This window comes from Cryobacterium sp. MP_M3, assembly GCF_015752155.1.
In the GTDB taxonomy this organism is placed as follows: domain Bacteria; phylum Actinomycetota; class Actinomycetes; order Actinomycetales; family Microbacteriaceae; genus Cryobacterium.
On record NZ_JADOVI010000029.1, the window covers coordinates 1 to 14,705 of the forward strand.

The 14,705-nt window shown below is 60.3% G+C and carries 10 protein-coding genes and 2 pseudogenes; 9 read left to right on the forward strand and 3 right to left on the reverse strand.

Features of this window, described 5'->3' with window-relative positions; translation table 11 throughout:
• The 6 genes and pseudogenes from IWX89_RS17670 to IWX89_RS17690 all read left to right on the forward strand — a co-directional run.
• A pseudogene (locus tag IWX89_RS17670) lies at positions 1-929 on the forward strand (hypothetical protein); the annotation flags it as partial.
• Complete coding sequence (locus tag IWX89_RS18885; protein WP_304505302.1) at positions 926-1,189, forward strand: hypothetical protein; 264 nt, start codon at positions 926-928, stop codon at positions 1,187-1,189. The pseudogene IWX89_RS17670 and the gene IWX89_RS18885, both read left to right, overlap by 4 nt.
• A gap of 5 nt (positions 1,190-1,194) precedes the next feature.
• The gene (istB, locus tag IWX89_RS17675; protein ID WP_304505303.1) at positions 1,195-1,656 is read left to right on the forward strand and encodes an IS21-like element helper ATPase IstB; all 462 of its coding nucleotides are present in this window, start codon (positions 1,195-1,197) and stop codon (positions 1,654-1,656) included.
• A gap of 112 nt (positions 1,657-1,768) precedes the next feature.
• Positions 1,769-2,449 (forward strand): annotated as a pseudogene (locus IWX89_RS17680) (IS256 family transposase); the annotation flags it as partial.
• 125 nt (positions 2,450-2,574) lie between these two features.
• Positions 2,575-6,171: a serine/threonine-protein kinase gene (locus IWX89_RS17685; protein WP_196904852.1), complete on the forward strand. Its 3,597-nt coding sequence runs from the start codon at positions 2,575-2,577 to the stop codon at positions 6,169-6,171.
• Entirely contained in the window at positions 6,158-7,519 is a 1,362-nt protein-coding gene (locus IWX89_RS17690) for a hypothetical protein (protein WP_196904853.1), read from the forward strand. The genes IWX89_RS17685 and IWX89_RS17690 overlap by 14 nt, the downstream gene beginning before the upstream one ends.
• A 54-nt stretch (positions 7,520-7,573) precedes the next feature.
• Here IWX89_RS17690 and IWX89_RS17695 read toward each other — a convergent pair whose 3' ends face one another.
• Entirely contained in the window at positions 7,574-8,200 is a 627-nt protein-coding gene (locus IWX89_RS17695; RefSeq protein ID WP_196904854.1) for a hypothetical protein, read from the reverse strand.
• 312 nt (positions 8,201-8,512) lie between these two features.
• On the opposite strand from IWX89_RS17695, the gene IWX89_RS17700 reads away from it, so the two are divergent.
• Complete coding sequence (locus IWX89_RS17700) at positions 8,513-9,136, forward strand: hypothetical protein (protein WP_196904855.1); 624 nt, start codon at positions 8,513-8,515, stop codon at positions 9,134-9,136.
• A 173-nt stretch (positions 9,137-9,309) separates the two neighbouring features.
• On the opposite strand, the gene IWX89_RS17705 is transcribed toward IWX89_RS17700, so the two are convergent.
• A complete protein-coding gene (locus IWX89_RS17705) occupies positions 9,310-9,804 on the reverse strand; it encodes a hypothetical protein (RefSeq protein WP_196904856.1) in 495 nt (164 codons plus the stop codon).
• 160 nt (positions 9,805-9,964) lie between these two features.
• On the reverse strand, positions 9,965-11,086 hold the full coding sequence (locus tag IWX89_RS17710; RefSeq protein WP_231383465.1) for an EcsC family protein: 1,122 nt from the start codon (positions 11,084-11,086) through the stop codon (positions 9,965-9,967).
• Positions 11,087-12,111: 1,025 nt separating this feature from the next.
• Here IWX89_RS17710 and IWX89_RS17715 point away from each other — a divergent pair.
• Positions 12,112-12,990 (forward strand): phospholipid scramblase-related protein, encoded by an 879-nt coding sequence (locus IWX89_RS17715; RefSeq protein ID WP_196904857.1) that lies wholly within the window; start codon positions 12,112-12,114, stop codon positions 12,988-12,990.
• Positions 12,991-13,300: 310 nt separating this feature from the next.
• A complete protein-coding gene (locus IWX89_RS17720; protein WP_196904858.1) occupies positions 13,301-14,089 on the forward strand; it encodes a hypothetical protein in 789 nt (262 codons plus the stop codon).
• Positions 14,090-14,705 lie beyond the last annotated feature (616 nt).

Genomic DNA, 14,705 nt, shown 5'->3' on the forward strand with positions numbered 1-14,705 from the left:
CGGTGGTGCTGAGCCACACCACCACTGGGGCTCTTCCGCACGAACGGTGGGGCTCAACCGCACGATCGGGTGGGGCTCAGACGGTCGAATACTCATCGGAGTCCCGGTACTGCAATCCGTACTCCGGCAACGAGAAGGGCAACGTGGAAAACGCGGTCGGGTTCCTCCGCCGGAACCTGATGGTCCCCGAGCCCGAGGCGGCCACCCTGCAGGGCCTCAACGACGTGCTGATGGCGCGGTGCATGGCGTTGGCTGAGGCCACGCACTACCGAAAAGGCCTGCCCATGAGCGAGCTCTTCGCCCAAGACGTCGCCGAGTCTCTGGCATTGCCGGGCGTCGGGTTCGACCCGGTGCGTTATGAGTCCCGCACCGCCGATAAGACCGGGAACCTCCTCATCGACGGGAACACCTACGCGGCCGGGTCGTCCTTCCACAGCCGCACTCTCACCGTCGGGTTGCGCCACGACGTCGTCGAGATCCTCGACGAGCACGCCACGCCCGTCCGCTCATTCCCGCGCGCTTTCGGCCGGCAGACGGAGACGATCTTCGAACCGGCGTCACTGCTGCCGTTGCTGGTGACCAAGCCCGGAGCCTGGGGGCATTCCCAGCTCCGGCCTCTGGTCCCCGAGCCGGTGCGCGACTGGCTCGACAAAGCCACCGCCACTAATCGGCGAAGGCTCCTCAACGCCGTCGATGCCGCCTCCGGATCGGCCGGTTTCGACGCCGCCATCACTGCTGCTGACCTGCTCATCCAGCGCGGAGACATCCCCGAGATCGCCGCACTGGGCATGCTCGCCCGGTGCTTGGCCGACGGCACCGCCCCGGCAGTGGAGAACGTGGACTTGAGTGTTTATGACATCTATACCACCAACATCTTCACCACCGACGCCTTCACCACCGTGAACACTCTGACGGGAGAGATCGCGTGAGCCTCGTCACCGTGCAGGACATCATCGAGACCGGCCGCCAGGCGTCGCTGACCAACACCGTGTTGGCGGAATGGGCCGAGAAGGGCACCCCGAAACAGCGTGAGTACCTGCACGGGATGCTCCTCGCCGAGGACGAATCCCGGCAAGCATCACGCCGCCAACGCCTGTTGAGCGCCGCCCGACTACCGGCGTTGAAATCACTCACAGGTTTCGACTACTCGAGCGTCAAGTTCCCGAGGACTACGGCCGAGAAGAACTGACGTCGTTGGAGTTCATCAACCGGGCCGAGGACCTCGTCCGCTATGGCGATGTCGGCACCGGAAAAACCCACCTCGCCAGTGCTCTGGTCGCTGCTGCCTGCCGTGAGGGAATCCCGGCACGCTTCTTCACCACCTCGTCGCTGGTTATGCAGCTCCGCCGTGCCAAAGACGAAGGCCGCCTCGATCGGGAGCTGGCGAACATAGCGAAAAACCAGCTCCTCGCAATCGATGAATTTGGCTACTTACCGATCGATACCGAGGGAGCCCGGCTCCTGTTCCAAGTCATCGCGGACGGCTATGAAAAAAGAAGCCTGATCATCACCACAAACCTCGAGTTCTCCCGCTGGGGAACGGTATTCGGTGACGACAACATGGCCGCAGCCGTCATCGACCGCATCGTCCACCACGGCCGCCTCCTCCAGTTTCGCGGCGAGTCCTACCGCGTGAAGCACGCCCTCATGAAGTAGCTCTGGCGGCACCGAAAAACCGGCCGTTGAGGCCGCCGTGCTCAACTGGCCGGAAACGGTGCCGCACTGGTCGGTTAATTAGCGCTGAAATGGCCGGCTTCGAGTTGACAAAACACACGTGAACAAGGACGGCCACCGCGAGATCCTGGGCCTGCAGGTCACCAGCGCCGAAGACGGCGCCGGCTGGCTCGGCTTCTTCCGCGACCTGACCGCCCGCGGCCTCACCGGCGTGAAACTCGTCACCAGCGACGCGCACGCCGGCCTCGTCGCGGCGATCGGGGCAACCCTGCCCGGCGCCACCTGGCAACGCTGCCGCACCCACTACGCCGCGAACCTGATGTCCGCGACCCCGAAGACCAGCTGGCCGTGGGTGAAGACCCTGCTCCACTCCGTCTACGACCAGCCCGACGCGGACGCCGTCCACGCCCAGTTCGACCGGGTCCTGAACGCCCTCGAGGAGAAACTCCCCGCGGTCGCCACCCACCTCGAGGGAGCCCGCGCGGACGTGCTCGCGTTCACCGGCTTCCCGAAGGAAATCTGGCGTCAGCTCTGGTCCAACAACCCACAGGAACGCCTCAACCGCGAGATCCGCCGCCGCACCGACGTCGTGGGCATCTTCCCCGACCGCGGTTCCCTGATCCGGCTCGTCGGCGCGGTCCTGGCCGAACAACACGACGAATGGATCGAAGGCCGCCGCTACCTCGGCCTCGACGTCCTCAACCGCTCACGCCTCACCCTCGTCCCGACAGACAAGGAGGAACCCGCAACCGAACTCGGCGCCCTCAGCGCCTAGAAATCCAAGAATCACGCGGGAAACGCGTTACACCACACATTTGGACTTGACCGAGATCGACGGGAAATGCATGAGCGACCCACAACTGGGGGTATAGAGACCGCCGACGGGCTTCCTTTCGACGCTTGGCATCGACCCTGCGCGATACGTTTGTGCAATGGGGGAAGTTAAACGGGTACGTCGTCGGCTTCAAAGCCGGTGTGCACCTTACCGGGATCGAGGACTTTCTCTCCGGCTGCCCACGTCGACAGCATGAATTCAATAGCAGGGAACCTGGATCCCTGGTGCCCAAGGTCAAACAGAGACGGCAGAGTGAGATGGACCTCCTAGACAATCGCTATCTGATAATCGAAAGTGAGAAGCCCCGAGGTGGGGGCTTCGCGACAGTTCGCAAAGCATTTGACATTCAGAAGCAAGAGTCGGTCGCCGTCAAACTTGTTTCTGGCGCTTCAGATGTGATCGTGCGGAAGCTCTACGATCGCGAAGTCGACCTGCTCAAGAGGTCCGTGCATCCAAATATTGTGCGGTATATCGACTCAGGAATTGATGAAACGGACACGCCGTACATCGTTCTGGCTTGGGTGGAAAGCACGATCAAGGATCTCCTTGACGAAGGACACCCGGCCGACTGGGAGGAATTCATAGACTCGATTTTGCGGCCGATTGCGGACGCCCTCGCATACTTGCATCAACAGTCGATTGAACATCGAGATGTTAAGCCTGGAAACGTCCTCATGGACAACGAGGGATCTCCACTGCTTGCGGATTTTGGGATTGCCAAGTTCAAACGTGCTGACGACAGAACTTCCATGACAGTCGCTGATTTCTATTCCCCGTTGTACTCACCCCCGGAGCGAAGCAACGCACTTCCTTTCGTCCGCGACGTGTACTCGTTGGGAGTTCTTTTCATCCAAGCGATTACTCCTCTGGAATTCCGAGCGAATGAGCATCACGAGCTCCAAGGTGTGCTCGAACGCCACCCTCTTCCTCAGGAGATTCACGACCTGTTTGCGTCGACGGTTGACGTTGTCCCTTCCAAGCGTCCTCGCAATGCAATCGAGTTCATTCACCGGCTAGATCGCGCGCTGGAGGCACAGCGCCCACAGACTCCGAAGGCACGCCTTTACCTCGGGCTAACGACCGGGGCAAGAAATCAAATTGTTGGTGCCAACGGGTTCCCGGATCGCGCAGACGCGCTGCTGGCCAAAGAGCTCGACGGCGAGACCTTCGTTTCATTCCGTTGGGATTCCGACACTCTGAAATACGACAGCACCGTCCTTTTTATCTTCGGCGAATCGCTTCGGCTTACCGTCAAGTTTGATGAATCTCGCAAGAATTTCGTGATCACCGGAGTCAAAACCCCCGACTACGACGACCTGGACCGCGGCAGAAACAGGGCCCTCCAAGTCGATGGATTCATCAAGTGGGTGACCCAACGCCCTCTCGACGCTTCGCGCATGCACGCGGCATTCGAGATGTTGATGTATCGCGTTGGCGCACACCACGAAAAGAGCAATGACCTAGGCCTCACTGAGGAATCGGTGGGTAGCGAACTCTTATCTGGTTGGCGACGCACCCTACTGGCTCGTGAAGGTCTCGCCAAAGGAGAACTGAGTGCACTCGAGTTCGACGGTGTGACCTCGCGAGGTAGAGAATCCGAGTTCACCATGCTTGATGAGCAAGAGATTGACAGGCTCGGAACCGAGTGGCAATTGCTGGATGTCACAGGTAAACCACTCGCCAAAGGATCTGTCGTGCAACAAGCTGAGTTTGCACTGACGATCAAGTGGCAGTGGGGCAAAGAACCTGGACCGCGAACCCAGGGGCAACTCCATCCATTCCTAGGCCCGACTCAGACAGCAATTGACCGTCAACGAGACGCGATTCGGCGAATTGAAGGCGGACTCTCTGCGCGGTCTGATCTGCTCGACCTGATTGCAGCGCCAAGTGGAGCGACGCCGCCTCGGGTTGACCTTGGTCTTGACTGGCTTTCTAACATTGACGAAAGCAAGAAGGAGGCTGTAAGCGCGGCCGTGGGAATTGAAGACTGCATGGTCGTGACCGGTCCGCCGGGTACCGGCAAGACACGCTTCATCGGTGAAACCGTGGCCCAAGCATTACGGAAGAAGCCCGATGCTCGGATCTTGATCGTTAGTCAAACCCACGTTGCGATCGACAACGCCTTGGAGCGACTTGTCGAATCCGGCATTGGCGATGTCGTCAGGATCGGACGACCGGACGACCATCGAATTGCCGAATCCGCACGACCCTTGCTGTTGGATTTCCAACTGGAGAAGTGGGGGTGCGCAACTCGGGAACGTGCGGAGCGCTATCTGGACTCGCGCGCAGCGGAGGCTGGGATCAAACGACAGCACCTTCGCGCGATAGTCCTGCTGGAGGAATACCTGTCTGTAATCCGTAATCGGGAATACCTCGAATCTCGACTCCCCGCCGTCGACGCGATCAAAGACCAGACCGCAAGTCGCATTGGCTTCGCCGACGACCCTGTCGATCTTCGAAAGAAGATTGATGACGCCGCCGGCCGCGAAGCAGAGATATTGCAGGAAGCGCAGCGCCTCATCGGAGATGATCTGTCGTTTTCCAGCAGCGTGACCCCTGCGGACGTTGAATCGGCGGTCGACCTTCTCATCTCACAATCCGATCAGGCCGGGGAACTGCTTGAGCTCCTGAAATTGCAGGGTGATTGGCTGCAGCGAATCTCATCCGACGACAGATTGGCGGCGACTTTTCTCGAATCGAGTCGCGTAATCGCGGGTACCTGTCTAGGCTTCATCAGTCACCGAGCAGTGCGAGATCTTACCTTCGATCTCTGCATAGTCGATGAAGCCTCGAAGGCAACGAGCACCGAGTTGCTCGTTCCGCTAGTTCGGTCAGAACGATTTATTCTGGTTGGTGACTCGAATCAGCTTCCCCCGCTCGATGAAGAACTCTTGAGAAATGACGCGCTTCTCCGTGAGCACGAGTTGACGGCCGGTTTCGTCAAAGAAACGCTCTTCGAAAGGCTTGCGCTGGGGCTGCCAGAGAAGAACCGTTTCGCGCTAACTGAGCAGTATCGAATGATTGCCCCAATCGGAAACCTCATCTCCGAATGCTTCTATGACGGGACCCTTCGATCTCCGAACGCGGTTGGCCTCCCAGGCTACGAACATCTCGGCAAGGCGGTGCTCTGGCTCGACACTTCAGGCATTCCAGCTCGACGTGAGAACAAGGATAAGAGCTCTAGCGCGAGCTATCTCAATCGGCTTGAGGCAGACGTCATCTTCGAACGCATCAGGTCGCTCGAATTTGCGATTGAGCGTGGTCTCCTCAACCGTCGAACCGACGGCAATCCCTTCGAGGTGTTGTTGATCGCCCCATACAGAAGCCAGCTCGACGAGTTGGCACGGCGGCTCGCTCGAATGGCGGTAAAGCCGAAGCATCTCAAAATTGAGATCGAATCGGTTGATGCTGTGCAGGGACGGGAAGCGGACTTTGCACTCTTCTCGGTGACACGCAGCAACAGCGAGGGGAAACTCGGCTTTCTCGGTCACGATCATTGGCGGCGCATCAACGTTGCGCTGTCCAGGGCCCGGTTCGGCCTCACGATCATCGGGGATGCTGAATTCTCCGAAAGCACTCCCGGCGGACTGAAACGCGTCCTCTCCTACATAAGACAGAATCCAGCTGAGTGCGAGTTGAGGAGTGCCGATGTTTCTCACTGACCTCGAGATCCGACAGCGGTTCGGGGCGAAACGCCCTGGTCTTGAGCTAATCGCAATCGAAGACGCTGCCATTCCTGTGACCGTGATCGGGGCGCAAGTTCTGGCGCAAGAGGAAAAAGGAATGCCCCTGCTGGATGAATTCGTCCTTAGGTCGGCCGCTCAAGGGATGACAAAGACTAATGATGTGGCGTCGTTGTTGGGTGTTGACGCGTTGATGCTAGATGCGACCGTCGCCGGCCAATACACCGCGGGAAACCTTGATTACGACCCTTCGACCGCGACTTTTCGGTTGACTCCACGGGGCGAGGTCGCGGCTCGGGACCTGACTCTCGCGACGCCTGTCGAGCAGGAGATCCCCGTCATCTTCGACCGCGCAATATGGCGAGTAGGTGATTATAGAGAACACGATTTGATCAACAAGCGGGACGCGGAGACGTCTGGGATGATTTTTCTTCCAGCCCTAAACACCAGAAGGGTAACGACGGTGGATGTCAGGTCGCGGGACGTGGAGGATCTCCTAGACGCTGGTCGGACAGGCCGGGCGAAGGGGCTACAGATCCTCGAAGTAACGCGGGTCCGTGTCAGCAAATACCAGTACTTGCCGGTTAAATTGCTTGCGTTCAGCAATGGAAGCGAGGACGCTCCAGAGCTCATGGTCCTGGTCGACGGCGACGACAGCGCCATGCACGAGAATCACTTGGAATCTCTGGGCGGTGCCAAGAAACTTGGAATGCGCATTGAGCGCGCTACAGCGACACTTCAAACGCTGGATGTTCCAGAGGTCGCTGAACTCGAGGCTGAAGTGCGCGAGTTCTCTGCAACCTCAATCCAAGTGGTCGAGTCTGAAGTCCCAGGCTTGCTGGTCAGCGAAAACCAAGTGCCGTCTGTTACTCAGATCGGCATGTTCGATCACCGGTTTCATCTCAAGGAGGCGCTGACGTCGGCGCGAGAACGAATTCTGATCATCGCTCCGTGGGTCAAGAGCGCTGTCGTTAATACGGAATTCATGGCGGACCTTGAACGTCGGCTTAGAGCAGGGGTCACCGTGCATATTGGTCACGGTATCGGGGATTCGGACGAGGGATCTCATGAGGCCGCGCTAAGACGGCTGATGAACCTCCAGAGGCGTTTCCCAGAGAATTTCAAGTTCCTGCGCCTGCCGAATACGCATGCGAAGATCTTGATTTACGACAACACGTACATAACAACGAGCTTCAACTGGCTGTCATTCCGTGGAGACCCGGATCGAACATACAGGATGGAGGAGGGGACATTGGTGCGAAGTCCTCGGCTCGCGACCAAGACGTACAACAAGTACGTCGAGGAACTTGAACGGCACGGTCGGTAAGCGTAGCCATCGTCACCTCGGGTTTATGCGGCGAGGTCGGGGCGCTGCGGGCATCTACCCTGCGAATGAAAAGTCGATGGTGAGCTCGGGATCGACCCCTGCGATGATTCCGGAGTAGAACGCTTGGGCCTGCTCCTTGAGCGCTGCTTCGTTTTGGGTGATGTACTTCTGCTTGTTCTTGTCACTGAAAATGTTGTTGATCATGCGAGTTTGAACGGCTGGCGGCGCCAGCCAACTAAGCGCGTTGTTGCTCTCGAGGGCGTCTTCGAACACGGGCCCGTCGAAGCCGATGCCGATGAATTCAGGGATAGTCACCCGAAACGACTCTGGGCCGGTGGGTTCGATCTTTACCTGTGACCCGTCTATGCCTAATTTTGCGTCGAACTTGTACTGGAGCAGCGTCGTTTTCTCGCTCGTGGGTACGGCCACGCCGAGAATCTCTCCATTGCTTTTGTTCCTCGCGACACCCTCGATGTGCAGGCTGAGCAAGGCGACCTCTTTCACGCGCGTGACGGACTGGACCACCTGCGAATCTCGTTCGGTCGAGCTGGTGGTGAACAGCGAACTGAGAGCGAGAGCGTTGAGTCCACCGAATGCGAAGGCTGCGCCCATTCCTACGACCACCAGCACTGTGACCAGAAGGAGAGGCCAGAGCAGGACCCTTGCTTTGAAAAAAGTCATGACGATCCAGTCTCCATTTTCTTTCGACGTCGAGACGCCCTCGGAACGGCCGCAACAGATCGCAGCGCCACGTCCCTTCGAACCATATACGTAAACAGGAAGGGGCCGAGTCTGGCGCGCCCTGCCGACATCGAGACGGATGGGAGCCCACGCACACCGAATCTCCCGGAAAGAGTGATGCCCACCGACGCGACCCTGATGCCCGACGCGGATGTCCCGTGGGTACCGAAATCGCGCTGTCGTTTGGCCAAAAGTATGTCTGTGGTCTCAGCTAGTCTGCAGTAGTCGCAGCTTCAGGGGGTAGGCGTAGGAATGGACTCAGCAGTTCAGATCATTGTCACGGTCGGCGGGTTCGTACTTACTGGACTCACGTTCGCTCATAGCCTTGCCCAGAATCGCGGCATGCGGGCCTATGAGCGCTCCGTGCAGCTTCTGGATCTCCGTGCCCGCTTCGAAGCACTGGGACCGTTCACGGGAGAGATGGCCTCCGATGCAGCCTCGCGCGCTCACGAACAGTTGCTCGCCGAATACGAGCGGGAGGCGAGAGCGCATGCGGCAATGTACGTGATGGCGGTGTCGCGGCTGGTGAAGTCGGGGTCCTACGTCGCCGGTTTCTCCTCCCTGGCCTACGCGATGGTCACCGCCCTGATCACCGGGTCGGTCGTATCTCAACTTCTTGAGGCGGGACCCGTGGCGGTCCTCGTCGTGGCCAGCCTTCCCGGGCTGGCCACGATCCTGCTGACGTGGTCCGGCGCTCGCCTGGTCCTGCGGCGCGAACGCACCTTGATCATCCGCGGGAAGATGGGCGAAGTCGACCCGCTGTCGAAGGAGGGGCGACGTCGGTTCAGGAGTTCGCTGGCGGCAACGGGACGGTCGCTGCTCCGCTGGGCCAAAAGAGGATCAGCCACGGCCGTATCCGCCGGCACGGCACCCTGACTTCTCCGTCACGACCGGCCCACTAGCGGGTTTCGGACCTGCTGTCATATCCGGGCGTTATCGGTGCTTGGGACTGCGATCTCATAGCTAGATTCGCCTACGGTACTCGGGTCGCTACGACGGGCGCTACGACGGGCCGCGCCGACGACTATCGGCATCTACGACGGTTCCCTTTACGGCCTGGAGCGGTGAAGAATGGCTTCGCGGTTTAGCAAGTCATACGGCTTTAGCAAATTGACGATGCTTTTTTCGAGTGTGCGCGCCTCCAGTTTGGTGTCGAGGGTGGCCCAGCGCACTTGCGGGTCATAGTGGTCGTACGCTTTACGCACCCAGTCGACGGAGCGCAGAGCAGATCCTGTGTCGAGCTCGGCGAGGCGGGTGCTCACGAAGCCATGGTCAGAGAGAGCGGCGTCGAAGATGGCCTGCCCGAATCCAGTAACGCGGCCACCACGATATATATCGAAACGGCCGCGAAGCCCAGTTGGCTCTCTTGCACCATTGCCGTCTCTGGGGCCCGCGATACCGACGTAGATGGTGCGTTTCTGGGAACTGAACATGTAGAGCCCCGGTGAAGTTGGCGCCGTTGCTGCCACGTCCGCGAAAGGACTCCACTGAGACCAGTCGGCGAGTTCCTCGACTGTGGCGATTGCGTCATCGTAGTCGGTCATGTCGTACTCTTCTTCGTTATTGGGACAGTAGAGGTCGCCGATGGGCGGAGCAACGATTCGCGCGCCGTCGAGACCTCCATGGCGGACGTGGAGACTCCTTCCGGGCTGTTGGCCGGTGCGCGGTCTGTTTCGGTAGGAGCCCGTCCCGCCGCTTCCAGGTTCAGCGGAGGTCAGGCCCACCCGCCTCGGCGAGTTCGCTGAGCACGCTGATCGCCTCGGCGTCGTCTGGGCTGGCCGGGACGTCACCGGGGAGTGATTCGGGAGTTTCCTCGCTAGCGAGGTGTGGGTACTTCTCGAGGAGGAAACGCCTTCGGTACGCAACGTCGGCGGCGTCAACAATTGCCTCCAAAGTGGCCCAGTTGAGGGTGCCGCCAACGAGGATTCCGACTGCGGGGACAACCTTGCCGAGCCCCTGTTTGGTTAGGCGAAAGCCGAATGCCTTCGCGAATTGCCCGGAGACCTTGGCAACAACTGTCTTGTCCAAGATCTCCCAAGTCTTGCCGCGGACGAGTGCTTGGGTGAGCCGCGAGACGTCGGCCATCGCGGCGGTCTTCGCGGTTGCTGACATCGCCGTCCCGGAGTTGACGACGGACATCACGAAGAGCTTCTCTGCTGGCTCGTCGGGATCGTAACCGTAGTGCAACGAGACATGACCGACGGAGCGAGACGCGAGTCCGAGAACGAATGCGGCGTCGCCAGCGAAAGCGCCGACGATTGCTGCTCCCGAAGGCGCTGCCGCGGCGCCCGCGGAGGCGGCGGTGACGAGTTCTCCTCCGGAGATCACAAGCCCTGCACCCATTCCGGAGAGTGCCGCGGAGGCTGGGTAGTACCAAGTCATTCCTCGTCCATGGACAGTGTCGATCTGCTGGAGGTCGAGGCCGCGCAGGTCGGAAAGCGAGGCAACGTCGTGCCCGCGCTTCTTGTGGCTCGCCACCACCCGTTTAGAGGAGAGCCCCACTCGCGAGACCCGTCCAACCGTGTTCCGCATCGACTCAAAAGCAGCGCCGCTCCAATCGGCCATACCATCGGGCAGGGCTGCGGCCGTTTTGCGTGCCCCGGTGCCGATTGCATGAGCGCCGTTGGCAACAATTCCTTGTCCACGCGAAACGGCCGATTGAGTTCCTGGGTGGTTCTCCAAGTACGTCGTGGCACGGCTGCCGAGTTCCGCAGCGCCGATTGCGACTTGCTCACTGGTGTTTCTCATCGCCCGAGAGAGCGGACGGCCCTTGAACCGTTTGATATCACGCCATGCCGCAAGTTCGTAGTCCGAGAGATCTGCCATGACGCAACAGTAGCGGCCAAGACCGACACGCAGCCGCAGGCGGATGCTGGAGTCAGCTAGACCGAATAGTCCCACTTGGTTGGCTTCCTGATCAAGGTGGATGTGGCCGCGTCCAGTTTTCGGTTCGACTTCTTGTCCTTCAGCTGGCTTCTTGATCTGGTCTGTATCGGGGGTGAAGAAGATCTTGGGTTCCGGATGGTTCGCCGCGCCTCAAGCAGTTTGCACACTTCCGTGCCTCACCTCACGTCGCCTTCGATTCGTGCGGAGGGCGGGCCGGGAAGGCCTAAATATGCGGCGACCGCATAGGCCTGGCCGAGGGGTACTCGGTGCCGAGAACGGTACCAGGGCAGGCTCCGATCTCGTTCAGTGGCTCCAAAAAGCAGTGGGAAGTACCAGAGGCGGGAGCTGCTATCGCAAGGGCAGGTTCTACGTTCAAGTCCAACCCAGGAGCGCTCCAGACAGTCCTCCAAGGCGCCGAGTCGGGGAAGCCGGCCGAGACGCCTCCCCCCAGTAGACCGATCGCTGACCCCTCACCGGACAAAGCCATCCGAGTTAACGCGTTGTCGCCGGTCAAGTCCAATGTGCCTGAGAGCTTCTCCGCCCTGCCAAGCGGCTGCACTGAAAGAGCGGCGAGGTCAAGGAGCGGGGTCTGACGCCGGCGATCGCGGTCAGCGACGGCGCTCTGGCGGAATGGTTCCCGGACGGGCGCCGGAGAGACGAGGTGACCGGCCCAAGAGTACGAACCGACTGGGGGAGTTCTGGCAACCGAGGTGTCCTCTCGGGTGGCACTGCTTGTTAGACCTCCTGGCCGCGAACAGAGAAGGGTGCTGGTCAGACTCCGCCCGAGCATCGCTAGTGCTCAGTCAGGGACCGCCATCCCCGTCCCGACCTCATGGTCCCCCCGTCCCGTCCCGTCCCGTCCCGTCCCGAGCCGGTAGTAATGCGGACATGGTGCCCGCGGTATATCTCTGGACTCACACCCGTGATGCCGCTTGATGCGGTGGCTGCGCTGTTAGCCTGCATTCATGAGTCAGCAATCGACCTCGGGTTGGTTCCCAGACCCTTTCGGTCGGCATGAGCACCGGTGGTGGGATGGTTTACAGTGGACCGAGCACGTCGGTTCGGCGGGTCGTCAGATGGTCGATGCGCCCGTCGTTGCGCCGCCGACACAGGCCGTCTCATACCCGGCGCACGTCAACATGCCGGCGGTGGCCAGTGCACCAGGCAACAAAAATGTGCAGCGGCAGATCCACAAGCTTGGCGTCGCGGATCCCGCGCAAGCAGGCGGTGGCACACTATTCACCGAGCAGATCCTGGTCGTGAACCAGAAGGCCAAGTTGTTCGAGAGGAAGGCCGAGTATTCGGTCTTCACTCAGCACGGACACAAGGTCGGCGGCGTCCGGCAGCTCGGCACCAGCATGTCGCGCATGGTCGTCGGGCGGGACAACGCCACCAAGCGGCTCCAAATTGTCGACGCCGACGGCGGCCCGATCTTGACGCTCACCAGGCCGGCCACGGTTCTGAAATCAAAGGTAACCGTGATGCGTCAAGACGGCACGCCCGTGGGTCAGATCGTGCAGGAGAACTTCGGCATGATGGCATCAATGCTCGGCGGCCGATTCAACATTCGCTTCCGCATGGAATCAGACGGCGAGACACTCGGCACGATCAACGCCGAAAGTTGGCGTGCCTGGGACTTCAGCATCCAGGACCCGCACGGCTCCGAGATCGCACGAATCACGAAAACGTGGGCGGGGTTCAGCAAGGAGATGTTCACCAAGGCCGACAACTATGTGCTTCAGATGCACCGAACGCTTGAAGATCCTCTGCTCTCGCTCGTGGTTTCCGCGGCGCTCGCCGTGGACACGGTGCTGAAACAGGACAGCGACCAGCGAAGTCGCTGACGGTCGGAGATCGCGGTCACGCGGCAGAGGCGCCCCTTTCTTCGGCTGCAGTTTATGCCCGCCAGAGCAGCAGGGTTCGATGTGCTGAGTCGCCTGAACGCGGACTGAACTATGACGATTCAATCTGGTTATTGCCGCGTGATTCGCTGTGGCGGTTCTCGTCAGCCTTGCGGTTGTAAGCGACCTCCCGAGCTCAAAGCCCCTGTTCTGGGGGGCAGTCGCAACGGCAATAGAGCGTGCCTGCTGCCACGATTGAGCAGATGCAATCCGCCGGCCCATCGCCGTCGGCCCAAGAGAGGAACCCCTTAACGTGCGCACTGTCCCCACGATCGCCGCCCTAGCCCTAGCGCTGACTCTTGGCCTGGTCGGCTGCGCCTCTGCGCCGGCGACTCGCGAAACTGCCGAGACTAATGCCACCGCGACCAGCGCCCCCGAGCGCGACCAGAGCTCCGAGCAAAATGCCACAATCGAGAGTTTCATCAGCGCAACTTTCGATGATCGCTTCGAGGAAGGATTGCAGCATGCCTCCCCGGGTTCGCCCGCCGAGCGTTACGTCACCCACCAGCAGGCTGTCCTCACTGGCATGAACGCGAACGGTGACGGCTACGCCGACCCAGCCACCGATCCGACTTTCACCTTTGAGGACGGCACAGTCAAGGTCGTTGAATATGACCAGAGCGAGTACGCCCTGACAGATTTTACCTTCGACGAGGACGGTCTCGTCGTCTCCTGGGTCGGTAAGTCCGGCCCTGTCGCCGACGTGCTCTGGACCGCTCCATGGAACGGTCAGACCGGCGGGAACACCATCAACCTCGTCTCTGCGTACCGGGCAAACAGCGGCGGACTCTTCGTGGTCCTCAAAGTGGCTGCGAACGAGCGCACGACCAGTGTCTTCGGCTACAGCGCCACGTACTCCGCATCCGACGGAATCACCTACACCGCCGAGACCTCATCGCAGCCGCAGGAGATCGCCAATGGGTCCGCAGGCTATGTCATCCTGGCCTTTCCCGGCGCCCCCTTCGGCGGCACGGTGAACCTGGAAGGCACAAGTCCGGATGACTACTCGACCTCGTGGGCTGCGAGCGTCCCGGTCAAATAAGCAAGCCACGTCTACTGTGGGCGGCGCTATCAAAGGCCGTGCACTAAGGGCTCGCTGATTCAGCCACCAACGCGTTAGCGAGACCGCTGGATTGCGTTGGGCGCCTCTGGCAAGTTGATTCCTCCTCCAGGAGACTCACCCAACTGGCGAGTGACAACGCCAGGCCTGGAAGGCGACGGCCGCCTGTTCGGCGCGGCGACCCTCGCTCAGCGATCAGATTTGCCGTAGCAATTCGCGCCTGACCCGGGTTGGAAGGTTGGAAGGAAAACGGAGGAATATGTCACGCAGTGCGGAGGAAAATCCCATTTGAGATCCTGCGCAGTCCGCGCCCTGCTGGCTTTCGCGAACAGCCCACACACAGGGTCGTTCTAAGTACTGTTCCAAGAACGCCCTAAAAATGAAACGCTCCTGAGGATTCTCAGGAGCGTTTCGTCGTTTCCGGGGTCGGGCACCGACCGTGACGGCTGTAGACGCGGATTGCGGTCGGTTTTTGGGCTTAACTGGCAAACGCGCCCGTTTTAGGGCTCTCCTGACTCTTCCGTGGGTGGTTTCCGAGCTCCTTAACGAGTGCACGCCGCTCTCCGTCTAGGTTTCTAACTGACAAAGGTAAGAAACA